Origin of the sequence: Acinetobacter sp. YH12041 (assembly GCF_013419975.1) — a bacterium.
Taxonomy (GTDB): domain Bacteria; phylum Pseudomonadota; class Gammaproteobacteria; order Pseudomonadales; family Moraxellaceae; genus Acinetobacter.
Genome location: NZ_VOZC01000019.1, coordinates 24,743 through 47,854, shown reverse-complemented (window position 1 = coordinate 47,854; position 23,112 = coordinate 24,743). Strand labels below are relative to the sequence as shown.

General features: G+C 45.2%; 19 protein-coding genes and 1 tRNA gene. 13 read left to right on the top strand and 7 right to left on the bottom strand.

Translation table 11 applies throughout. From position 1 onward, the window contains the following. Window positions 1-278: 278 nt before the first annotated feature. Window positions 279-365, bottom strand: a tRNA-Leu gene (locus FTU00_RS12865). 167 nt (window positions 366-532) lie between these two features. Here FTU00_RS12865 and queA point away from each other — a divergent pair. The 8 genes from queA to secF all read left to right on the top strand — a co-directional run bounded on the left by queA (window position 533) and on the right by secF (window position 8,790). Next, complete coding sequence (gene queA, locus FTU00_RS12860) at window positions 533-1,567, top strand: tRNA preQ1(34) S-adenosylmethionine ribosyltransferase-isomerase QueA (RefSeq protein ID WP_180011730.1); 1,035 nt, start codon at window positions 533-535, stop codon at window positions 1,565-1,567. Between the two features lie 18 nt (window positions 1,568-1,585). After that, a complete protein-coding gene (locus tag FTU00_RS12855) occupies window positions 1,586-2,614 on the top strand; it encodes a hypothetical protein (RefSeq protein ID WP_180179848.1) in 1,029 nt (342 codons plus the stop codon). A 25-nt stretch (window positions 2,615-2,639) separates the two neighbouring features. Beyond that, on the top strand, window positions 2,640-3,209 hold the full coding sequence (locus FTU00_RS12850) for a LemA family protein (protein WP_180179847.1): 570 nt from the start codon (window positions 2,640-2,642) through the stop codon (window positions 3,207-3,209). Window positions 3,210-3,319: 110 nt separating this feature from the next. Then, a complete protein-coding gene (locus tag FTU00_RS12845; protein WP_180179846.1) occupies window positions 3,320-4,174 on the top strand; it encodes a DUF4303 domain-containing protein in 855 nt (284 codons plus the stop codon). A gap of 122 nt (window positions 4,175-4,296) precedes the next feature. Then, complete coding sequence (gene tgt / locus FTU00_RS12840) at window positions 4,297-5,427, top strand: tRNA guanosine(34) transglycosylase Tgt (RefSeq protein ID WP_004783611.1); 1,131 nt, start codon at window positions 4,297-4,299, stop codon at window positions 5,425-5,427. A gap of 100 nt (window positions 5,428-5,527) precedes the next feature. Beyond that, entirely contained in the window at window positions 5,528-5,857 is a 330-nt protein-coding gene (gene yajC, locus FTU00_RS12835; protein ID WP_004783613.1) for a preprotein translocase subunit YajC, read from the top strand. A 52-nt stretch (window positions 5,858-5,909) separates the two neighbouring features. Continuing rightward, entirely contained in the window at window positions 5,910-7,808 is a 1,899-nt protein-coding gene (gene secD / locus FTU00_RS12830) for a protein translocase subunit SecD (protein ID WP_159123076.1), read from the top strand. 7 nt (window positions 7,809-7,815) lie between these two features. Next, on the top strand, window positions 7,816-8,790 hold the full coding sequence (secF, locus tag FTU00_RS12825) for a protein translocase subunit SecF (protein WP_171064806.1): 975 nt from the start codon (window positions 7,816-7,818) through the stop codon (window positions 8,788-8,790). Window positions 8,791-8,824: 34 nt separating this feature from the next. Here the strand turns inward: secF and FTU00_RS12820 are convergent, their stop codons facing one another. The 5 genes from FTU00_RS12820 to cysM form a co-directional block, all read right to left on the bottom strand. Beyond that, the gene (locus FTU00_RS12820) at window positions 8,825-9,496 is read right to left on the bottom strand and encodes a hypothetical protein (RefSeq protein ID WP_179992983.1); all 672 of its coding nucleotides are present in this window, start codon (window positions 9,494-9,496) and stop codon (window positions 8,825-8,827) included. Window positions 9,497-9,589: 93 nt separating this feature from the next. Beyond that, window positions 9,590-11,899, bottom strand: coding sequence for a bifunctional (p)ppGpp synthetase/guanosine-3',5'-bis(diphosphate) 3'-pyrophosphohydrolase (locus FTU00_RS12815; RefSeq protein WP_179992984.1), 2,310 nt, complete (start codon window positions 11,897-11,899; stop codon window positions 9,590-9,592). A 44-nt stretch (window positions 11,900-11,943) separates the two neighbouring features. After that, window positions 11,944-13,320, bottom strand: a complete 1,377-nt coding sequence (gene rlmD / locus FTU00_RS12810; protein WP_180179845.1) for a 23S rRNA (uracil(1939)-C(5))-methyltransferase RlmD — start codon at window positions 13,318-13,320, stop codon at window positions 11,944-11,946. Between the two features lie 6 nt (window positions 13,321-13,326). Then, entirely contained in the window at window positions 13,327-14,145 is an 819-nt protein-coding gene (locus FTU00_RS12805) for a 3'-5' exonuclease (RefSeq protein ID WP_159123080.1), read from the bottom strand. 17 nt (window positions 14,146-14,162) lie between these two features. Further along, window positions 14,163-15,092: a cysteine synthase CysM gene (cysM, locus tag FTU00_RS12800; protein WP_034702431.1), complete on the bottom strand. Its 930-nt coding sequence runs from the start codon at window positions 15,090-15,092 to the stop codon at window positions 14,163-14,165. A 329-nt stretch (window positions 15,093-15,421) separates the two neighbouring features. Between cysM and FTU00_RS12795 the strand changes: the two genes are divergently transcribed. The 5 genes from FTU00_RS12795 to rsfS all read left to right on the top strand — a co-directional run bounded on the left by FTU00_RS12795 (window position 15,422) and on the right by rsfS (window position 21,336). Beyond that, window positions 15,422-18,229 (top strand): ATP-binding protein, encoded by a 2,808-nt coding sequence (locus FTU00_RS12795; protein ID WP_180179844.1) that lies wholly within the window; start codon window positions 15,422-15,424, stop codon window positions 18,227-18,229. 102 nt (window positions 18,230-18,331) lie between these two features. Continuing rightward, entirely contained in the window at window positions 18,332-19,120 is a 789-nt protein-coding gene (locus FTU00_RS12790) for a crotonase/enoyl-CoA hydratase family protein (protein WP_005233879.1), read from the top strand. Window positions 19,121-19,156: 36 nt separating this feature from the next. Next, a complete protein-coding gene (locus FTU00_RS12785; protein ID WP_180179843.1) occupies window positions 19,157-20,023 on the top strand; it encodes an NAD(P)-dependent oxidoreductase in 867 nt (288 codons plus the stop codon). Between the two features lie 41 nt (window positions 20,024-20,064). Further along, entirely contained in the window at window positions 20,065-20,853 is a 789-nt protein-coding gene (locus FTU00_RS12780; RefSeq protein WP_180179842.1) for a hydroxypyruvate isomerase family protein, read from the top strand. 81 nt (window positions 20,854-20,934) lie between these two features. Continuing rightward, a complete protein-coding gene (gene rsfS / locus FTU00_RS12775; protein ID WP_004783634.1) occupies window positions 20,935-21,336 on the top strand; it encodes a ribosome silencing factor in 402 nt (133 codons plus the stop codon). Window positions 21,337-21,664: 328 nt separating this feature from the next. Here rsfS and FTU00_RS12770 read toward each other — a convergent pair whose 3' ends face one another. Then, complete coding sequence (locus tag FTU00_RS12770; RefSeq protein ID WP_180179841.1) at window positions 21,665-23,110, bottom strand: NAD(P)(+) transhydrogenase (Re/Si-specific) subunit beta; 1,446 nt, start codon at window positions 23,108-23,110, stop codon at window positions 21,665-21,667. Window positions 23,111-23,112: the final 2 nt, after the last annotated feature.

Here is a 23,112-nt window from a genome sequence, read left to right as displayed (position 1 = left end):
CAATTACGCAAAATAATTCGGTACTATTAAACATCGGGACTAGAGTTTTAAGTTTTGTGTGGTAACTCAACTGATGGCTCTAGTCCTCTTATTTTTCAAGTCAATTTTTTATCCGCGATTCGGGTTATTTAAGTGCTGATTAAGGTTCTTATCCTGAAAGATGCCTTACCAAATTAAAGATACAGAATGCGATCAATCAATGAGGTCCACATCTACGTGCTTATTTTTAGGCAATAAAAAACCCCAAGACTTAATATGCTTGGGGTTCTTCAGAATCTTGGTCCCGAGGGTCGGACTCGAACCGACACGTCATCTCTGACAGCGGATTTTGAGTCCGCCGCGTCTACCAATTTCACCACCTCGGGAGTGGATGACGGCTATATTACTCTGTTTCAAAAACTTGTCAACGCAGAAAAAACACATTTGCCTAATTTTAAAACAATTCTTATTTTTTTGTTTTATAATCGAGCAATTCCCGCCATAAAAAAGAAAAAAGTTTATACTAGCCGCAGTTTTTTTATCGTAAATTGTCATGCAACTTTCTGATTTTAGTTTCGATCTCCCTGATGAGCTGATTGCTCGCTATCCTCTTGAACAACGTAGTGCTTCCCGCCTGTTACACCTTGATGCACATGGCCAATATCACGATCACCAGTTCACCGATATTCTGGATTTATTGAATGAAGGCGATTTGCTGGTTCTGAACGATACCAAAGTGATGAAAGCGCGCCTGAAAGGTAAACGTGCCTCTGGTGGTGCAGTTGAAGTACTGGTTGAGCGTATGATGGATCAGTTCATTGCGCATTGTCATATCAAGGCCAGCAATACACCTAAAGCTGGTGCAGAATTATTTATTGGTCCAGATGAAGTCAAAGTCACCGTTCAAGGCCGTCATGAAAATCTGTTTATTGTCGAGTTTTCTCAGCCGATTCTGGATGTTTTAGACAAATACGGCGCGCTACCAATTCCACCCTATTTCAACCGTGAAGCGGAAGAGATTGATACGGTTCGTTATCAAACCGTTTTCAATGATCCGACAAAACTGGCCAGCGTTGCTGCTCCTACCGCTTCCCTGCACTTCGATGAAGAATTGCTGAAGAAACTGGAAGAAAAAGGCATTCAGAAAACCTTTGTGACCTTGCATGTCGGTGCAGGTACTTTCCTGCCAGTTCGTACCAATGATATCGAAAACCATATCATGCACAGCGAATGGTGTCAGGTATCGGATGAATCCATGGAATTGATCAAAGCCACCAAAGCACGTGGTAATAAAGTGATTGCTGTCGGTACGACCGCAACCCGTGCGACCGAAAGTGCGGCTCAGGCCAATGGTGGTGAACTGAAAGGCTGGACCGGTGATACTCAAATCTTCATCTATCCGGGTTATGAGTTCAAAGTGGTGGATCGTCTGATTACCAACTTCCATTTACCGGAATCTACCCTGCTCATGCTGGTTTCGGCTCTATCTAACCGCGAAAACATCCTGAATGCTTACAAGCACGCGGTTGAAAGCAAATACCGCTTCTTCAGTTATGGCGATGCCATGCTGATTGATCAAGCGCAATAACCAACAGGAACCGTCCCGATGCCGATCGAGTCTGTGCAGCATTCCATTCATATTCGACGTAAGAAAAATGAAGTGGTGTTTCTCAATATCGCACGGCTCTGGGATTTGGGTCGTCAGGCCAAAAGCCATCAGGAATTATTGGATGGCTTGCATCCATGGAACGGCCCAATTAGCTTAAAATTTGAAAATAATTTACCGCTTGCTCTGGCCGGAATCGGACTCTTTCTGATTAGCTGCATCTTTGTAGCGCCTGCCAATATCTGGATGCAAAGCGGTGTTTTCTTCGGCTGTCTACTATTGTTCTGGGCTTATATCAGCTATGAACATCGAAAGCCACTGGATGAAGTCATTCGCTATCTGGAAGATGAGGCGCTCGCCAAAAAATACCAACTGGCTTTTCAGAAGCAGCCACAACATATCTCGATTCCACTGAATCCCCTACATTTTATTAGCCATTTAAAACGTCTTTTTCCGGTATTTAATCAAGGCTCTCTGAGTAATGAAATTTCACGCTATGCCAGCACTGTCTGGGAAGATGAAGATGGTCAACAACATCAGGTTCTGGTCTTTCAATATCATTATGTGCATGAAGTTCAGGTACGCAATAAGGAAGGTCAACCGGTCAAACTGACCCAGGTACATAAAGACCTTTGGGGGGTATTTGTTTTTGATGTTCAGATTCAGGGGCTAGCCGTGACTACCTCCAGAAAGAAATTTCATTATCCTTATGCTCATCCTTGGCACAGCAGCGACATTCGCACCAACCAGAAATTAAATTTCTTTGGCAGTGATCCGATGCAAATGGCCAAAATGCTCACACCCGGTTTTGTACTTCGACTGGCGGACTTTTTTGAACAGCGTCAGGGCGATTTACTGTTTCACCCGGAAAGCCATATGCTCTGCTATCTGGGACCACATGATTTATTTCAGGTATCCAGTAAACACCATAAAATTAACGATATTTCCACATTGCGTGGCCATCTCAGAACGTTTAAATTAATAGAATTGGAAAAGTTACATACTGATCTGACGCAATTTTTAAAATAATTATTTTTTTCTGGGGACTACTTTTATGGGATTTTTTGTTTTTGTCATTATCCCGCTTCTGGTCATTATTGCCATTATCATGATTCGTAACAGCATTGTGCGTCATCATAACTCCACTATTCGTGCATGGTCCGATGTCGCCAGCTATGAGCGGCAAAAACTAAAAATCCTGGATGGTCTGCAACCTCTGGTTGAGCAATATTCCAGTTTTGAAAAAGGAACTTTAGAGAAAGTCACTGAACTGCGTCAGAACATTATGAGCCTGAATATTCAGGATGCCGATATTGCCCAGTTACAACGGGTTGAAAACCTGAATAAAGAACTGATGCGCAGCCTGAATGTGGTGATTGAAAACTACCCTGAACTGAAAGCTAATGACATTTATCTGAAAATGATGAATGAAATTGAAGAACAGAATGAAAATGTCGGCGCTGCAATTACCATCTACAACCGCAATGTCGAACTCTTCAATAACCAGATTCAGATTTTCCCGCACAATATTATCAATAACATGTTTCTCAGAAAGAAAGCAGTACGCCCTTTCCGTGACCAGACCGTGACTCAAAACTTTGACTATCGTCCGAACTTCCACTGAGAAAAATCATTACATTTTATAGTTTTTGATTTGCAATCCATTGGCTTATGATGAAATAGCGAGAGATAAAGCAATACACTTATAAAACCCAATAAAAAGAATAAAAAATCATGCTGGATTATTTAGAACACTTGCAACAGACGCTGGTCAAGGAATTTTATCAGCTGTATGACCGTTATCAGGATGATCACATCTATGCCTGTAGTCTGGTCTTTGACGAATTTTTATTGCTGGATGATCTGGCGATTTCCACAGAACGTAGCATTTTTCAGGATCCTGAAGATCCACAGCAATATCTGGTCGAACGGGATCGCTGGAATGTACGAAAATGGCGCTATAGAACTCAAGCCTCTTCACAATCTGAACTCGTGCCTTTTAAAACTTGGCTGGCAGAGTATTTTAAAACCCAGCATAGTTTTGGCCATCCTGTCTTAGCCCAGCAAAAACAGCTTCCTGCTACTCACTTGGAGTTATTGCTAGAAACTTTTAAGCAAGCCAAACATCGACTTTCTGAAGCTTATGGTCTGGATCTAGATTCGATTATCTTTTTTCTCAGCGTTCCGACCCAGACCGAATGTGAATGCCGATCTGCACTTGAACTCAATTCCGACAGTCGCTTATTGCAGGACTTTTTAGCTTCCCGACAAGCTCAGCCTTTGCCTGCATCCCATAAACGCTTCAAGCTTTCGCAAAGTGACAAAGACATCTTGATTGATCTGGAACAAATGCTCACGATAGAGCCTTATGACTATCTAGAAGTGGCGCAGGATGCCTATTTACTGACGCTGGAATCTTATTTTGTCGACAGCAATATCTATATCCAGAAACTGATCCAATATATCGCCGCCATGGCAGCTGAACCTGACGGCAGCTGTGCCTTGAGCCGGGAAGAAATCATGCAGCGTTTACAGCAGTTTTCTGCAAATTCACCCTTTTCACCTGATGTTTCCTCTATTCATCGATAAATAAAATTACAGAGTGAATTCTCTACAATGCTGGCGTTTAAGGTCAGAATCAAGGAAAATAGCGCCCTTTAATTCGCATTAGTAATCAGCGAACTGTTTTTTCGCCTTGATTTGGAACTCTTATGAAGTTTGAAAAATTAGGTCAGTCGGGTCGTGCCCGTCGTGGTCGTTTAACGCTTGAACATGGCGTAGTAGAGACACCCGTCTTTATGCCAGTTGGTACTTATGGCACGGTTAAAGGCATGTTGCCACGTGATGTTGAAGGTATTAAAGCACAGATTATCCTCGGTAATACTTTCCACTTATACCTGCGTCCGGGCCTTGAAGTCATCAAGCAGCATGGTGGCCTGCACGGTTTCATGAAATGGGATAAACCGATTCTGACTGACTCAGGCGGCTTCCAGGTCTTCAGTCTGGGTGCAATGCGCAAGATTGAAGAAAAAGGCGTGACCTTCCGCTCCCCGATCGATGGTTCAAAAGTTTTCCTTTCACCTGAAATTTCAATGGAAATTCAGCATACGTTGAACTCCGATATCGTGATGATTTTTGATGAATGTACGCCTTATCCTGCAACCCATGAAGAAGCGCAGAAATCTTTGCAGCTGTCTTTACGCTGGGCTGAGCGCTGCAAGAAACATCATCATGATGAACTCAACAATAAAAATGCCCTGTTCGGGATTATTCAGGGCGGGATGTATGAAGACCTGCGTGATGAGTCCTTAAAAGGTCTGCTTGAGATTGACTTCGACGGTTATGCGATTGGCGGTCTGTCTGTCGGTGAACCGAAAGAAGAAATGATCAAGGTGCTGGATTATCTTCCGAACAAAATGCCGGAAAATAAACCACGTTACCTGATGGGTGTCGGCAAACCGGAAGATATCGTTGAAGGCATCCGTCGCGGTGTAGACATGTTCGACTGTGTCATGCCAACCCGAAATGCACGTAATGGTCATTATTTCGTGACCGATGGTCTGGTGCGTATCCGTAACAGCCAATACCGTCATGATCAAAGCCCACTTGATCCACATTGTGACTGCTATACCTGTCAGAACTTTACCCGTGCTTATCTGTTCCATTTAGAGAAATGTGGAGAAATGCTGGGTTCTATGCTCGGTACCATCCATAACCTGCGTTATTACCAGCGTTTTACCGAAGATATCCGCAATGCGCTGGATAACGGAACTTTTGATGAATTTGTTCAGGACTTTTACGCTCGTCGTGGCCTGGAAGTTCCACCTTGTCCACAAGATTAATCTTTCAGCATTTGCGCTGAGGAAAAAGACAGGGTAAATTGCAAGAATATGTCAATTTATTATCAAGTTGATCACCAGTTTTTTATTTTAGGAAAATGAAATGAGCCTATTTATTTCGACTGCTCACGCTGCAGGTGAAGCTGCACAACAACCAAGCTTGATGGCTAACCTTTTGATGATTGCGGTTTTTGTTGCAATCTTCTATTTCTTGATCTGGCGCCCTCAATCAAAACGTGCCAAAGAGCACCGTGCTCTGGTTGACAGCCTTGGCGTAGGCAGCGAAGTCGTTTTTGCAGGCGGCTTAATGGGCAAAATCACTAAAATTGAAGGTGATTTCGCAGTCGTTGAGTTGAGCCGCGGTGTAGAAGTCAAAGTTCAACGTGCGAGTGTGATCTCAGTTCTGCCTGAAGGCACTTTAAATAACATTTAATCAAAATTAGTCGTGCTCCCCGCACGACTTTTTCATTTTAAGAAGAAAACGAATGCGTTACCCAGCATGGAAATATGTGCTGATCCTGGTTGTCCTGGTGGTCAGTACTTTATATGCCCTGCCAAGTTTGTATCCAGATGAACCTGCTGTACAGATTTCGGGTGCCAAAGCCGGTACTCAGATTGACGCAGGCATCGTACAAAAAGCAGAGCAGATTTTAACAACTGAAAATATTGCAACTCACGACAATAGCTTTAGTAATAACGCTGCTTTATTACGTGTAAATTCAAGTGAAGCACAGCTGAAAGCCAAAGAAGCTTTACGCCGTGGTTTAGGTGATGAATACGTCGTAGCACTTAACCTTGCTCCAACCACCCCAGAATGGCTACAGAAAATTGGCGCCAAACCAATGAAACTGGGTCTGGACTTACGTGGTGGTGTTCACTTCCTATTAGAAGTGGATATGGACAAGGCGATTGCACAGCGTATGGACACCTCTGCAACTGACCTGCGTCGTCAGCTGCGTGATAACAACCTGAAATTCAATAGCCTGAATTTAAGCAATAACACCATTGTTGTGCAGTTTGCCAATAATGATGATCGTGCTGCCGTCATGGATTTCTTGCGCCGTAATGGCAATGAATTCAACCAGCAGGCAGTGGCGACTGAAACCGGTTCGACTTTACGCCTCAACTATACCGATACGCGTAAGCAGGAAATCGAATCTTATGCGGTGAACCAGAACTTAACTACTTTACGTAACCGTATTAACGAGTTAGGTGTGGCTGAAGCGCTGGTACAAACCCAAGGTAGCAACCGTATTGTGGTTGAACTTCCGGGTGTACAGGATACCGCAGAAGCAAAACGTGTCTTGGGTCGTACGGCGAACTTGGAATTCCGTCTGGTGTCTGATCTGAATGATCAATACATCGATCCTTATACTGGCCAATTAAGTGGTACAGCTCCAGCAGGAACTCAGGCATTTGCTTATGAATCTCTGGACAGTGGTCGTCAGTTATTGCTAAACCGTAACCGTATTTTGACCGGTGAACGTGTACAAAATGCATCTTCTGGCTTTAGTCAGGATACTGGTGGTGCTGAAGTTAATATTACTTTGGACAGCGCTGGCGGTAAATTGATGGCAGATGCCACACGTAATGCCGTAGGCAAACGTATGGCGGTACTGTTCATTGAGAACAAGCAAAAGATCAGCTACGTAGAAGACCCGGCAACAGGTGCACAAACTGAAGTGCGTACACCATATACCGAATCTGTGGTGATTAACGCTGCTACCATTCAGGCAGTATTGGGTTCTCAGTTCCGTATTACCGGTCTGGACTCACCTCAGGAAGCTTCTGAGCTTGCCTTGATGCTACGTGCTGGTGCTCTGGCTGCGCCAATGTATTTCGTTGAAGAACGTGTGATTGGTCCAAGTCTGGGTCAGGAAAATATTGATAAAGGCGTACTCTCTACCCAAATCGGCTTCATTCTAGTAGCGATCTGGATGGTCGTATTCTTCCGTCTGTTTGGTGTAATTGCCAACTTTGCGCTGGTCGTTAACCTGGCGATGATTCTGACAGTGATGTCGTGGATTGGCGCTTCCCTCACCCTGCCGGGTATCGCGGGTATCGTGATTACCATCGGTATGGCGGTCGATGCCAACGTACTGATCTGTGAGCGGATACGGGAAGAAATGAAATGGGGCGCCTCGCCGAAACAGGCAATTGTGGCCGGTTATGATCGAGCCTATAACACCATTTTCGACTCGAACTTAACTACCTTCCTGGTCGCATTCATTCTGTTCGCAATTGGTACTGGTCCAATCAAAGGCTTTGCTGTAACCCTGATGATTGGTATTGTCTGCTCGATGTTTACGGCGATTACCGTAACCCGTGCGATCGTACAGATCATCTATGGCAAAAAACGTAACTTGAAAAAGTTGAGCATTTAGGAGATCGATGATGACTGAAAATACTCAACTGAATCAGAAACAGTACGGTCGCCCTGAAGACGAACGTATCATTCCGTTTATGAAGATTGCATTGCCTGCGGCAGTGTTCTCTATCATCCTGACGGTTGCCAGCATCTTCTTTATTGCGACCAAAGGCTTGAACCTCGGTCTGGACTTTACTGGTGGTGTCTCAGCAGAGCTGAACTATACCAATCCGGTAAAACCTGATGATGTAACTCAGGCACTCAGCAAAGCTGGCTTTGATGATGCGGTCGTGCAAACGCTGGGCTCGGAACGTGACCTGATGGTACGTATGCCGGTTCAGGAAGATATTGAAGCAGAAGACCTTACCAAAGCCGTTACTGCAGCAGTTCAGCTGCCAGGCAATGCGGCTCAGGTACCTAAGGTCGATGTAGTCGGTGGACAGGTCGGTAACGAGCTGTATGTGCGTTCTGCGGGTGCAGTTGCTCTTGCCCTCTTGCTGATGCTGGTCTATGTCACTATCCGCTTTGAGTTCAAACTGGCGATGGGTGCGGTACTGTCATTGTTCCACGATATCGTGGTGACGATTGGTATTTTTGCCATGATGCAATGGCCATTTGACCTTACGGTTCTGGCTGCACTACTGGCGATCATCGGTTTCTCACTTAACGATAATATCGTGGTCTCTGACCGTATCCGTGAGAACTTCCGTAAGATCCGGGGTGCCGAACCTGTTGAAATTATCAATATTGCCTTGACTGAAACCTTACGCCGTACCATTCATACTTCTATGACTTTATTACTGGTTGTAGTGGCCATGATGATCATGGGCGGTGCTGGTCTGAAATGGTTCTCGATTGCGATGTTTGTGGGTGTCTTTGTCGGTACCTATTCTTCGATCTATATCGGTACAGCCTTTGCCCTGTGGCGCGGTCTGAATCGCCAGGACTTTATTGTTCAGGTGAAACCAGAATTTGAAGACGAAAATCAGCTTCCATAAGCTGCCCGTTTTCGATTTCACTATTCAGCCCATCTTATGATGGGCTGAATTTTTTCTGGTCTAAGAAAATTGAATGCTGAGGCACTATGGCAATCACAGGATGGATTTTAGCTACATCAGACTTTTGGAAACTGACCTTGCGGCTTTCATCCAGACTTTGGATCTGATAGCTGTCCTGGTTTTCCGACATCAGCTCCACAATGAGTTGCAGTCCATTAATTAAATAAAGACACGCCAAGCCAGATGACTGTAATACAGCTTGCGCATCACAGACCAACCACCAGCCTGCTTTTAGGCTCGGAAAATAATATTGTCCTGTGACCTGAATGGCATAATGCTGAAGCTCCAATTTAAGCCATGGTAAAAGTCTTTCTGCCGAATCTATAGTTTTCATTTTAAAGGCTTGCTGCTCAACAACCTGCATCTGGAACAAAGTTATTTTTACAGGACTAGATGCCACTTCAATGACAGGTGCTTCAGCACGATCCAATATTAAACATTCCAAACCCAGTTGCTGTTCAAGTTCTCGTGCAGCCTTTTCTCCAATCTGGCGCTTACTGTTCAATAGCTGGGTAATATAGGCTGCAGACAGACCAAAGTGCTCGCAAATCTCTTTGCCATTGTTAAACTGCTGGCTATCAATCAACTGATCGATTACTTTGGCCAGATTATTTCGTCTCAGTTCAAATATTTCCGTGGCACTCATGTTTATTATTTGCTCTTTTCCCTCTTCAGCACACCTTATAACAAAAAAGCCCGCAATTGAATTGCGGGCTTTTCTAATCATGCCTAAAAAGAATCAGTTACCTTGAACCAGACGGCGGGCACTGATAATTCCCGGCTGCTGTTCAAGACGGGCCAATAATTTGGAAAGTTGAGCCAAGCCTTTAACTTCGATCAACAGCTTCATATTGGCAATACCATCTGCTTCAGAAATAGTATTTACCTGACGGATATTGATCTGATCCGAGAAAATCACCTGAGTCAGATCTTTAAGCAAACCACGACGGTCATAGGCTTCCACCACAATCTGCACGCTCTGACCGCGAGTCGGCTGCATTTCCCAGTCGGCTTCTACCGCACGTTCCGGTTCCTGCGAGATCATGCGTACATAATCCGGACAAGCCACCTTATGGATGCTTACACCGCGATTCAGCGTAATATAACCCGCAATCGATTCACCATGCACCGGCTGACAGCACTGGGCTACATGCAGTTCGACGTTATCCAGACCATCAATCAGAATACCATGTGCAGACAAAGTATGGCTGGCACGCGGATTCAACGCCGGTTTCAGCACCAGTTCAGGCTCATCCTGATCCAGATGCATATGACGGTTCACCTGATTGATCAGGGCATGCAGGCTGATATCACCATTCACCAGACCAATCAGAATGTCTTCACCACTTTTCACATTGAAATGGTTGCAATAATCACCCAAGTCGATTGATTTCGGGTGAATTGCTAGACGTGCCAATTCTTTATTCAGAATTTCACGACCCACTTCCAGATTCTTACTGCGATCCTGCTGACGGAACCAGTGACGTAACTTGTCACGGGCACGTGCAGTCTTGATATAACCCAGTGAATTAACCAACCAGTCCCGATTTGGTTCACGGTCTTTCTTGGTCAGAATCTCAACCTGTTCACCAGTTTTCAAGGCATAGGTTAAAGGTACATAGCGCTGGTTGACCCGGGCTGCATAGCATTTGTTGCCGACTTCCGTATGTACATGATAGGCAAAGTCGAGTACGGTTGAACCTCGTGGTAACTCTTTAATATCACCATCACGGCTGAACACATAGATTTTTTCGAAGCCTTCAAAATCTTGAATATGCTCAAAATTTTCAACTTCCTCTTCTTCATCCTTATGTGCACTGGCTTCATTGCGTTCTTGATAATGCTCAATCACTGCACGCAAGGAATGCAGACGATGATTAAAGGAAGTATCGGTATTTTTCGAGCCTTCCTTATAGTTAAAGTGCGAGCATACGCCAAGCTCGGCCTCTTCATGCATCGTATAAGTACGAATCTGCACTTCAAGTGACTTGTTTTCCGCAATCACAGCTGTGTGCAAAGAACGATAGCCATTGGCTTTCGGATTGGTAATATAGTCATCAAACTGATGCGGAATATGTCGCCACAATTGATGTACGATCCCGAGCGTGTGATAACACTCAGGCACGCTTTTCACCAGTACACGCAGCGCACGGATGTCATACAGCTGGTCGAAGCTCAGGCTTTTGCTTTTCATTTTCCGATAGATCGAATAAATGTGCTTCACCCGGCCGTTAATTTCAGCTTCAATGCCGTGTTCTGCCAGCTCTTCACGCAATTTATCAATCACGAACTGAATATATTGTTCACGTTCCAGACGCTTTTCATTCAGCAAAGAGGCAATTTCTTTATAGCGTTCTGGCGCCAGATAGCGGAAGGCCAGATCTTCGAGTTCCCATTTCAACTGGGCAATCCCGAGACGATGCGCTAGAGGAGAATAAATGGTGAGAATTTCTCTTGCGACCCGTTCTTGCCGTTCACGTGAAGAATTGGCCAGTTCGCGCAGTGCATAGGTACGTTCTGCCAGCTTGATTAACACGACGCGGACATCTTCTGTCACTGAAATCAGCATCTTGTAAATGCCAGACAGATGTTCACGCTGGTTATTATTAAAGTGATCTTCCAGGCGTTTATTTTTTTCAATCAGCTCAGACAGCTTACCCATGGACAGCGTGCCTTTGACCAGACTGTAGACCTGTTCACCGAATTTTTCCTGCACTTCTGCCAGTGGCATGACGCCTTCACGTACTGCGCGGTAAAGCATGGCAGCGGACAAGGTATCTTCATCGACATAGAGATGCGCGAGAATATCCGCCATTTCAATACCGGTATAGAAGGTATTAGAGCGATGCTGAATCGTACTTTGTAGCTCTTTTTCTAAGGTTAAACGGGCAACTTCTTCGAGCTGCTTCAGGGGAGCCCCGTCTAATATGCCACGAACCCGATCTAACCATTCAGTCAGATCCTGCTGTGCTTGTTCGGCATGTTCTACAGTCGCCTCCTGTGACAACTCAGTGAGCCGCCCAGGCAGTTGCTCACGTACTGTGACCATACCCTTCTCCTACTTTTAGATACATCATCTCTTTGATCGTTTATTTAATTTTCTTTTTCGAACAAGGCAATCGACTCGACATGTCCGGTATGCGTAAACATATCCATCACACCGGCTTTCGTTAGCTGATAACCCTGTTGTACCAGTAGCCCTGCATCTCTTGCAAGCGTAGCAGGATTACATGACACATAAACGATTCTTTTGGCACCAAACTGAGGAATATAATGCATGACTTCTTCTGCTCCAGCACGTGGCGGGTCGATTAATAATGCATCAAATCCTTGATTTACCCAAGACTGGTGCGAAAAATCTTTGGTTAAATCTTGTGAATAGAACGAAACTTGTGCAATACCATTATAGTTAGCATTTTCCGCACCGCGTTGCACCATTTCCTCACTTCCCTCAACCGCAACCACCTGACCAGACGCACCAACACAGCGCGCCAGTGGCAAAGAAAAGTTTCCTAATCCACAAAACAGATCCAGAACGCGTTCGCCCTGCTGTAATTGAAGCAAATCACATGCCAAGCGCACCATTTGCGGATTGATCGTTGAATTGACCTGAGTGAAGTCCAATGGATTAAAACCGAATTCCACATCAAAGTCATCAAGACCATAGTGTAAGCGTGCTGCCTGTTCAGGCTCATCAATCCGCTTCAAATAATCTTGGCCTGCAGGCTGCAAATAAAGCTGCCAACCTTTCTCTAACGTAAATTGGCGCAATCGGTTGACATCTGTTACCGATAATTCTGCGGTTTCACGAATGAGCAACGCAATGTCATGATCACCCATAGCCAATTCTATATGACCAATATCTGCCTGACCATCGAGACTTTGGAGCAATTGTTTAAGACGTGTAACCGATCCAAACTCGCGATCTAGAATCATGCAGCGGTCAATCGAGGTCAGCTTATTGGACTGGTTTTCACGAAAACCAACCACCAACTTTTCTTTTTGAGGCAGATAACGCACCCCAATCCGGGCTTTACGACGGTAATCTTCACGTTGTGAACGTAACGGTGGCAGCCATTCTACAGGCTGAATCCCGGCAAAATGCTGCAAATGTGATTTCAGAACATTCTGCTTAAGTTCAATTTGGGCATCTGGATGGATATGCTGCATATTGCAGCCGCCGCATACGCCAAAATGTGGACACACAGGTTTGACCCTGATCTCGGAAGCCTCACTGAGCAACTCAAGGCTATCCGCCTCTTCCAGTTTTTTGACTTCACGGGTAATGCGGGCACGTACGGTTTCACCCGGCAAGGCATAGCGGATAAAGACTTTCTTACCATGCTTTTCAAGTGGATGATCCGGATGTGAACCATAGTGAGCGATGCCACGTCCTTCATGTGAGAGTGATTCAACCTGAAAAATATACTCGGATTGCGGCGCTGGACGTGGTTGTACTCGACGTTTCATGAAAACCTAGGATGTGGAGATGGGAAAATCAAAACGGGTAAATTCAGTTCTTTGTGAGGTTTCACGCCAGACTGATAAAAAATCTGCATGTTGCGGCTGGGTATGCAGGTATTGAATCGTACTCTGCACCAGATGCTGATAATCAGGCAACATCAACTGGCCTTTTAGCAACAGCCAGCGAATATAGACCAACCAGGTATTGAGCACATCACCTTCGCAATAGCTGGTGAGTGCGTTCCATTGCTGGTTACGTACATATTCAGGTACATGATAGCCACCATCACCACGCTTGCCTGGATAACCCAGTAAATGAGCAACATCATCCAGTTTCTGAAAATGACGGGCATGAAACATGGCCATAACATCCATCAAATCAACATGACGCTGATGGTAACGATTCTGGTAGTTATTATAACGCTTTTGCGTATCGATTTCGCCCTGATCGAACAGACTTGGGGCAGATAAACCATGATACATGGCCCGATAAAGAATAACCGGCAGGTCAAATTGTGAGCCATTCCAACTGACTAGAGTTGGATGACGCTTTTCAAAAATGGATAAGAATTTTTTTAAAATCTCTGCTTCACTGTATTGTTCACGGCTGAAAGAAAACAGGCGCATACCCTGTTCATCCATCCATAAACCGGAAATACAGACAATCTCATGCAAAGGCAGACGCTGAAAGTCCGAGCCTGATTCCTGACGGCGTAACTTGGTCAGGGCCTGATCCAGATCAGCCTCGGGCAGATCCAGACCAAACAGATGCGCGCCTGATTTAAGATCGGTTTGGGTTTCAATATCGAAAGTTAAAACAGGCAGGCGCATAAAAGATTTCTCAAAAATTATTCAGGGTCTTGTACAGAGAATAAGCCTGTAGACAGGTAACGGTCACCACGGTCACAGATAATACATACAATTACTGCATCCGGATTTTCTTCTGCGAGCTTGATGGATGCCCAAACTGCACCGCCAGAAGATGTACCGGCACTGATACCTTCTTTTTGCGCCAGTTTACGCATTGTGCGTTCCGCTTCAATCTGTGGAATATCGATAATACGGTCGATACGGCTACGATCAAAAATCGTTGGCAAATATTCTTCTGGCCAGCGGCGGATACCGGCAATACTAGAACCATCAGATGGCTGTAGGCCCACAATCTGAATATCCGGATTCATTTCTTTCAGATATTTAGATACGCCCATGATCGTACCTGTAGTACCCATTGAGCTGACAAAGTGTGTAATTTTACCACCTGTTTGCTGCCAGATTTCAGGACCTGTGGTCAGGTAATGCGCTTCGACATTGTCCGGGTTACCAAATTGGTTTAACACCAGACCTTTACCTTCAGCCTGCATTTGCAAGGCCAGATCACGTGCACCTTCCATGCCCTGCTCTTTGGTCACTTCAATCAGTTCAGCACCATAAGCACGCATTGCGTCCTTACGTTCCTGACTCATGTTATTCGGCATAATCAGCTGCATCTTGTAACCACGCATGGCCGCAACCATCGCCAATGCAATCCCTGTATTTCCGCTGGTCGCCTCAATCAAGGTATCACCCGGTTTGATCTGTCCGCGCTTTTCCGCCTGCATGATCATGTTATATGCTGGACGGTCCTTGACCGAGCCTGCCGGATTATTTCCTTCGAGTTTTGCGAGTACTGTGGCTTGAGTGTGACTAGCCAGACGCTGCAAACGCACCAGTGGCGTTTTGCCTACATAATGGTCCAGTAAAAATTCGTCTGCTTGAAAATCAGGGGTGGTATTACTCATTATTTGCACCTATATCGAGGTGCGGCTATTGTATGAAAAAATGCATTTTCCTGCACCCATTTATAGCAGTGCTTTTGCATAAAACTGTATAGATCACGATCAGCACGGCCAATTCGCCCTGTTTTAGCTTGATAAAACTCCTCAATCGTGACAGTGACTTAGCTCACTTCTCCCTGAAAAGATTTGCTTAAACACACATAATGACTGTTCAGCGCAATGGTTCTTATTTTCTGCGTTAATCTGGAGCTTTAGAAAAATAATGCTGAAATTTTAACAGTAGATTTAAAGCATGCTAATATGCAAAGCATAAGGAAAATACTGCTTGAATCATGTCAAATATCAACAAAAAGCTGTTTAAACGCCTACACTTAAATCATGCTTATGGACAGCTGATTGCACTGATTTTTGTACCCATTACTATTCTGGCCTGTGTCGGCGCTGCTCTGGTCATCTCGGAAACTTCCAATGCCGCACGTGCCCAGCAAAAGCAGATGGCCATTGCGATTCTGACCCGTTTTCAGGCCACTTCTGAATATGCGCTGGACATTTTGAGCCTTTATCCATGGCAATATGAACAAGCTCATGACGCCATGCAAAATATGCTGAATGAAAAGCATCTGGTTCGTGCGGCTATTCTGGATGAAAATGGTAAAAGTAAACTCGGTATTGGGTTTCAGGAACAGGCGCCTTGGCCGGACTTTAAAAAAGACGGCAATTTTGTTGGCCCGATCTTAGATAAAAACAATCATATTTATGCAGTCAAAGTAAATGAAAATGGCATGAATGCAGGCTGGCTGGCGATCGAACTGGACAATCAGCCCTTAGAAATTGCCCGCTACCGGGTCCTGATCGTTTTGATTGCGACCGGCTTATTGACCTTATTGCTCTTGTTGTTATGTCTGAATTTCTATTCTCGTCGCTGGATTGCACCGATGTATGAGATTCGCATGCAGCTACAACGCCTGAATGCCGACACCCTAGATCAGCATATGGTGATTAACAGTACCGGTGAACTGCGTCTTTTGCAGCGTGATATTGCCAATGTGGTGAAACGTCTGCATTTCAGTTTTCTGGAATTGCGCGAGCATACCGAACAGACTGAAGATGATTTGCGCCGTACTCTAGATACTTTAGAAGTTCAAAATATTACTTATCGTCAGGCACGTGATCAGGCGATTTCGGCCAACCAGGCCAAGTCGGTGTTTCTGGCCAATATTTCCCATGAATTACGCACACCCTTAAATAGTATTGATGGTTTTATTCACCTGCTGCTGCGTCAAGGCAATCTTAGCAATGAGCAAAGCCTGTATTTACAGACCATCCGCAAATCTTCTGCGCATCTGCTGGCCCTAATCAATGATGTACTGGATTTCTCCAAGATCGATGCCGGCAAACTGGAACTGGAAACCGCACCTTTTGATCTGGAAGAAGCCATTTTCGATGTGATGGACATGCTCTCACCACTGGCTGCACAGAAGCATATCGATATGGCGTTCTACTTTGCAGACAATGTGCCAAAACATGTGATTGGTGATGTACTACGCTTCAAGCAGATTCTGACCAACCTGATTTCCAATGCGATCAAGTTTACTCCAGATGGCGAAATCATTGTTCGGGCACGCATGGAGCATGATGATATCGGACAATGTCTGCTGCATTTTAGTGTTCAGGACAGCGGCATTGGCCTGAGCGGAACTGACCGCAAGAAACTGTTTGAATCGTTCTCGCAAGGCGATACCTCGGTCACCCGCCAATTCGGTGGTACAGGTCTAGGACTTGCCATTTCTAAACAGCTGGTTCACCTGATGCATGGTCAGATCGGCTTTGAAGACAATCAGGAACGCGCTCCAACAGAAAAAGGCTCAACCTTCTGGTTTACCGCCCAATTCCCGGTGGATGAAGATATTATCCATGAGCACCCGGATTTCAGTGATCTGACCGTTGTGTCTTATCTTGCCCATCCGGCAACGGCGAATGTCTTAAGACATTATCTGGAAAATTATCGCGTTAAACATATTGAATCGACTTCCATTCTGGATCTGTTCAGTCGTCTGAACCATTTACAGAATATTGAGAATACCTGGCTAATTGTTGACCATAGTGGCGATAGCCAGGCTCTACTGACAGAGATTCGCTCTCGCTATCAGGGACATCTGGCTGTGTATGGTTATCAGATGCAGCTGGATCCGAACATGCTGAATGACCATCGTGCCCGTGCCCTGCATCAGCCCCTGAGTCGTAGTGCCCTGATTCAGCTACTCGGCAATCAACCCGTCTTCGATCAGGAACAGCATGAAGACTTTAATGGTCAGGGACTGCATATTCTGGCCGTTGATGACCATCTGCCGAACCTGATTGTTCTAGAAGCCTTACTGGCCGAACTGAATGTCACCACAACCAAAGCCATTAGCGGACAGGAAGCGATTGATATCATTCAGAGTCGTTATGAACAGGGCCTGCCATCTTTTGATCTGGTGTTTATGGATATCCAGATGCCAGTGATGTCCGGTATCGATACCACGCGTGCAATCCGTTCACTGGAATCAACTTTTGAAAATCATCAGCGTCTGCCGATTATTGCTCTGACGGCACATGCCCTTTCCGATGAGAAACAGAAACTGCTACAAAATGGTATGGATGATTATGTCACTAAGCCTATTCAGATTGATCAGATCGTGCAGATCCTGACGCATTGGACGACTGAGAGTTTTAAAAAGATTCCGGTGCTGGAACGTGCCAATGTCATTGATGCGCTAGATCCGAATATTCTGGACTGGCAGCAAAGCCTGCAACTGGCGGCCAATAAAGAAGATCTGGCCGTCGATCTGCTCAGCATGCTGGTCGACAGTTTTGAAAAAGAGCTGGATGAAATTGAGCAATTAATTGAGCTGGAAGATTTTCCGCAGCTGGAACATGTTTTGCACCGTCTCTATGGGGCTACTCGTTATGTCGGCACACCGACTCTGCAAAAAGTTACCGGAAGTTTTGAGCAGTTTGTCTCGACCTTGCGTAAGGAACGCCGTAAGGCCGATCACAGTTTTGTTCAGGAAGTATTGAAATATCTGGATGAACTGAAAGCCGTAATTGAGCAGGTAGAACAGGCAGCCCAGCAAATCTTAAACAAGCATAGTGGTTAAATCATTGTTGTTTTAATCACTCATATCTGTATGACTGCGCTGTCATGCAAGCACAGATTGCTCATGCTATGCTCGCTTACAGAAAAATTAAGGATGAATACCATGTCACTTGTGCGCTTTGAAAAAAATAATGGAATTGCCACGGTTACTCTCAGCCGTCCAGACAAACGTAATGCTATGAGCTTTGCCCTGCTGCGTGAACTGGTGCAGATTGCGAACCGGATTAAAAAAGACAAGTCAGTGCGTTGTGTCATTTTAACCGGTGAAGCGCAGGTCTTTAGTGCCGGCATTGACTTGGCCGATTTAAATAATCCTAAAAATCGGGCCTATGCGGCTTGGGAACTGATCCGTCCTGGACAGAGCTTATTCCAGAAAGCTTTTCTGGTCTGGCAGGAACTGCCTGTCCCCGTCATTGCAGCCATTGAAGGTTTCTGCTTTGGTGCAGGTATGCAACTTGCGCTGGCTGCGGATATCCGGATCGCTCACCCTGCGACCAAAATGTCAATTATGGAAACTCGTTGGGGCCTAGTACCAGACATGGGATTAACGCGTTCACTCAAAGGTCTGATCGGGATTGATCTGGCCAAAGAGCTGACCTTAACCGCACGTATTTTTGAAGGTGCCTATGCCAAAGAAATTGGCCTGATCACCCATGTTGATGAACAGCCATTAGCAAAAGCACAAGCTTTGGCTGAAGAAATGTTACAACGCTCTCCAGATGCCTTGATGGCCTCTAAATTTGTGCTGGATGCGATGGAGCACAAACCCAACAAGTCATTGCGTATGGAAAAAATCTGGCAGCTTAAACTGTTACTCGGTAAAAACAGTCAACTGGCACGCAAGAAGGATAAAAATCCGGACGTGCAGTTTGTGCCACGTCAATATCGATAATTATGGCTGAAGCAAAATCAAAAGATGAGAGATAAAATGCAATTCGATCATGATAGCAAAATTGCCTTTTTAGGTATGGGACTCATGGGCAGTCGTATGGCAACCCGCTTGCTAAAAGCAGGTTTTCAAGTTGCAGTCTGGAACCGTACGGCCAGTGCCTGCGATCCTTTGTTTGCTCTTGGAGCCACTCCGCTATCTCTAGATCAAATTGCAAATTATCCGGTTATTCTGACTTGTCTGGCAGATGATGCCGCAGTGCAATCGGTCTTTGAGCAGATTCAGCCCTATCTGGTGGCTGGACAGGTTATTGTCGATTTTTCCAGTCTTTCCGTACATCAAACCAAAACTCTAGCTGAACAGGCCCGAGCTAAACAAGCGATCTGGATTGACTCTCCTGTGTCTGGCGGTACAGTCGGTGCAGAACAAGGCACGCTAGTCATCTTCGCTGGTGGTGATACAGAAACTATTACCGCACTTGATCCAATCTATAAGGTGCTTTCACAACGTGTTACTCGTATGGGGGATACGGGAACCGGTCAGGCGACTAAAATCTGTAATCAGCTGATTGTGGCAGCGAATAGCACCTTGATTGCTGAAGCAGTAGCTTTGGCTGATCGTGCCGGTGTAGATACTGCCCTGCTTGCACCAGCATTAGCCGGTGGTTTTGCTGACTCCAAGCCTTTTCAGATTCTGGCCCCACGTATGGCCAGCCAGACATTTGAACCCGTGCAATGGAAAGTGCAGACACTGTCAAAAGACCTGAACAATGCGGTGCAACTGGCTGCTACTTTATCTTTGGATATCCCTGTGGCAAGCCAGGCCCTGTCTCAGCTCAAAGCCCATCAGCAAGACGGATTTGCTGAGGCCGATCTGGCTACTGTAATCAAGCACGTAGACCATTAAATATTTCATTTCAATATTCTGCCTTGAGCAAGGAAAAGTCCATGACCAAACTCGCCGTTAACCTCTCCATGATTTTTACGGAAGTACCTTTGTTAGAACGTTTTGCCTTGGCTCATGCGCACGGTTTTAAACATGTGGAAATCCAGTTTCCCTATGAACTGAGCATTGAGCAGATTCAGCAGCAGCTTCAGTTGCATGATCTGGACATCTGCCTGATTAATGTGCCTGCTGGTGATCTGATGCAAGGTGGACACGGTCTGGCCGGTATTCCTGGACAGGAAATCGAGTTTCGTCATGCTGTAGAGCAGGCCATTCAATATGCGACTGCTCTGAATGTGCCAAGTGTCAATATTCTGGCCGGCAAACAGCCACTGGATTGTGACCTGCTTCCTTGCCTGAACACCTTGGCGAGTAATCTGAAAATTGCCTGCTCCATGCTCTCTGATTATCAGATTCAGCCGGCCTTTGAAATGATCAACGGTCAGGACATGCCACGTTTCCTGATTCAGAATGTGGCCCAAGCTCAGGAGATGCTGGAAGCTGTCAATCATCCTGCCTTGAAAATGCAATATGACTGTTATCATATGGCCATGATGGGTGAAGATGTACTTGAAGCCTTAAAAGAAAATATTGCAGAGATTGGTCATATCCAGTTTGCAGACTGCCCGGGGCGTCATCAACCCAATACCGCTTCCATTCCATATTATGAGATTTTTCAATGGTTAGAGAATAGCCAATACAATGGTTATGTCGCAGCCGAATATAAACCTCTGGGGACTTCGGAAGAATCCTTTGGCTGGAAAGAACAGTTCTTCCCGGAGTATGACTAAAGCGGCGGAAGGTGCATTTGAAATTTTGGGCTAAAACCGCTATATTAGATCATGCATAATTGTTAGGAAATTATACTCCCTATGAATTTAGAACCATCGCCCAGCGCTTCTAATTCTCACGATCACACTATGAATTCTCATGCACAAGCAGTAAACGCATGCTTGAAAGTTGTACATGCAGCCCTCGAAGATGTAAAGGCTAAAGAAGTTGTTCAGCTTGATGTTGCTAGCATCAGTAACGTGGCAGATGCCATGGTGATTGCAAGCGGTACATCAACCCGTCATATCAAATCACTTGCAGATAATGTTGCTGAAGAAGCACGTAAAGCAGGTTTCCGTCCGCTTGGTATCGAAGGCGAACGTGATGCAGAATGGATCCTGATTGATCTAGGTTTTGTTGTAGTGCACTGCATGCTGCCTACAGCGCGTAAATTCTATGACCTAGAAAGCCTATGGCGCAATCCTGCAGATTCTGTAGCATAAATATCGAATATTCAAAAAAAGCGACCTATGTAGGTCGCTTTTTTTTATATCCTTTGATTTAAATCAAAAAGGAAATTCATGGATCAGCAACTTTAATAAATTCGCTTTTCGATTAGATTTAATCAGTCAGCCTATTTTTTAAACGTTTTGTTGCAATTTTATCCAGACCAATTTTCTAAAAATAAAACACCGTAGCTAATTTTATTTTGTAATTCTTCCCGATTCATCTTTTAATCTTTTATATAGGAGGGAAAATTTCTCTCTTATTTAAATAGAAAAATCCTCCTTTTAAAAGGAGGATTTAAGATGATCCAGCGAATGGAAAGTCTTAGTGACCTGTACCATTAATCGCTTTAGTCATATCTTCCACAACTTTCTTCGCATCACCGAAAATCATCATGGTCTTGTCGTTATAGAACAAGTCATTGTCCAGACCTGCATAACCGGTCGCCATAGAACGCTTGATGACCATGATGGTACGTGCCTTATGAGCTTCCAGAATTGGCATGCCATAGATTGGTGAGTTCGGATCGTCTTTTGCAGCCGGGTTTACAACGTCGTTTGCACCAATAACCAGTACTACGTCAGTTGCCGGGAAGTCCGAGTTGATCTCGTCCATTTCCAGAATGTCTTCATAAGGAACATCAGCTTCTGCAAGCAATACGTTCATATGACCTGGCATACGACCAGCAACCGGGTGAATCGCAAAACGTACAGTCACGCCCTGCTCTTTCAGCAAATTTGCCAGCTCTTTTACTGCGTTTTGTGCACGGCCTTGTGCCATACCATAACCCGGTACAATGACAACGCTGTCTGCATTTGACATTAAGAAGCCAGCATCATCTGCAGAACCTGAACGGTAATTACGTTGCACTTGTGCACCCGCAGCTACTGTCGGCGCAGCTGCACCACCCATTGCACCACCAAACAATACGTTGATGATTGAACGGTTCATCGCTTTACACATGATGTAAGACAGAATCGCACCTGAAGAACCAACCAGCGAACCCGCAACGATCAGCATGTTGTTTTCGAGTGTGAAACCAATCCCTGCTGCTGCCCAGCCTGAGAATGAGTTCAACAGCGAAACCACAACCGGCATATCACCGCCGCCAACTGGCGCAATCCATACCCAGCCAAATGCCAGCGCAAGACCAGTCATTGCCCAGAAAGATGTCATGCTACCTGTCAGGAAGAAGTGAATCCCTGCTGCCAGCATTGCAATAAAGATCAGAGCCTGAACCGGTTTTACCCAGCCACCTGAAATGGTTTTTGCCCATTTCTTTGCAGCCAGCTTACCGTATGCAAATACAGAAGCAGTAAAGGTAATCGCACCAACAAAACAGCCCACAAACAGTTCAAACAGGTGAACCTTGCTCATTTCATGGAAAGTCACACCATTTGCAGCTAACAGGTCCGGGCCCAATTCAACCAGCTTGTTGTTATGGATAATTGCCGCAACTGCAATCAGTACCGCAGCCAGACCCACCAGTGAGTGCATGAGTGCTACTGTTTCTGGCATCTGGGTCATTGGTACAGTACGTGCACGCGCAATACCCACTACTGCACCCGCCGCCATTGCTGCAAGAATCATCCAGACTACTGGATTTTCAGCGACAAAGAATGTGGTGACTACAGCAATCGCCATGGCAATCATACCGTAGCGGTTACCTGCAATTGCAGTTTTAGGACCAGACAAACCACGTAGCGTTAAGATAAAAAGAACGGCGCCAATCAGGTAGAACCAATCCGCATACTCTCGAATAAATTCCATGG

What these genes read in the sequence shown, in the direction of transcription:
- queA (WP_180011730.1), top strand. Translation starts at nt 533, where the DNA reads ATGCAACTTTCTGATTTTAGTTTCGATCTCCCTGATGAGCTGATTGCT.
- FTU00_RS12855 (WP_180179848.1), top strand. Translation starts at nt 1,586, where the DNA reads ATGCCGATCGAGTCTGTGCAGCATTCCATTCATATTCGACGTAAGAAA.
- FTU00_RS12850 (WP_180179847.1), top strand. Translation starts at nt 2,640, where the DNA reads ATGGGATTTTTTGTTTTTGTCATTATCCCGCTTCTGGTCATTATTGCC.
- FTU00_RS12845 (WP_180179846.1), top strand. Translation starts at nt 3,320, where the DNA reads ATGCTGGATTATTTAGAACACTTGCAACAGACGCTGGTCAAGGAATTT.
- tgt (WP_004783611.1), top strand. Translation starts at nt 4,297, where the DNA reads ATGAAGTTTGAAAAATTAGGTCAGTCGGGTCGTGCCCGTCGTGGTCGT.
- yajC (WP_004783613.1), top strand. Translation starts at nt 5,528, where the DNA reads ATGAGCCTATTTATTTCGACTGCTCACGCTGCAGGTGAAGCTGCACAA.
- secD (WP_159123076.1), top strand. Translation starts at nt 5,910, where the DNA reads ATGCGTTACCCAGCATGGAAATATGTGCTGATCCTGGTTGTCCTGGTG.
- secF (WP_171064806.1), top strand. Translation starts at nt 7,816, where the DNA reads ATGATGACTGAAAATACTCAACTGAATCAGAAACAGTACGGTCGCCCT.
- FTU00_RS12820 (WP_179992983.1), bottom strand. Translation starts at nt 9,496, where the DNA reads ATGAGTGCCACGGAAATATTTGAACTGAGACGAAATAATCTGGCCAAA.
- FTU00_RS12815 (WP_179992984.1), bottom strand. Translation starts at nt 11,899, where the DNA reads ATGGTCACAGTACGTGAGCAACTGCCTGGGCGGCTCACTGAGTTGTCA.
- rlmD (WP_180179845.1), bottom strand. Translation starts at nt 13,320, where the DNA reads ATGAAACGTCGAGTACAACCACGTCCAGCGCCGCAATCCGAGTATATT.
- FTU00_RS12805 (WP_159123080.1), bottom strand. Translation starts at nt 14,145, where the DNA reads ATGCGCCTGCCTGTTTTAACTTTCGATATTGAAACCCAAACCGATCTT.
- cysM (WP_034702431.1), bottom strand. Translation starts at nt 15,092, where the DNA reads ATGAGTAATACCACCCCTGATTTTCAAGCAGACGAATTTTTACTGGAC.
- FTU00_RS12795 (WP_180179844.1), top strand. Translation starts at nt 15,422, where the DNA reads ATGTCAAATATCAACAAAAAGCTGTTTAAACGCCTACACTTAAATCAT.
- FTU00_RS12790 (WP_005233879.1), top strand. Translation starts at nt 18,332, where the DNA reads ATGTCACTTGTGCGCTTTGAAAAAAATAATGGAATTGCCACGGTTACT.
- FTU00_RS12785 (WP_180179843.1), top strand. Translation starts at nt 19,157, where the DNA reads ATGCAATTCGATCATGATAGCAAAATTGCCTTTTTAGGTATGGGACTC.
- FTU00_RS12780 (WP_180179842.1), top strand. Translation starts at nt 20,065, where the DNA reads ATGACCAAACTCGCCGTTAACCTCTCCATGATTTTTACGGAAGTACCT.
- rsfS (WP_004783634.1), top strand. Translation starts at nt 20,935, where the DNA reads ATGAATTTAGAACCATCGCCCAGCGCTTCTAATTCTCACGATCACACT.
- FTU00_RS12770 (WP_180179841.1), bottom strand. Translation starts at nt 23,110, where the DNA reads ATGGAATTTATTCGAGAGTATGCGGATTGGTTCTACCTGATTGGCGCC.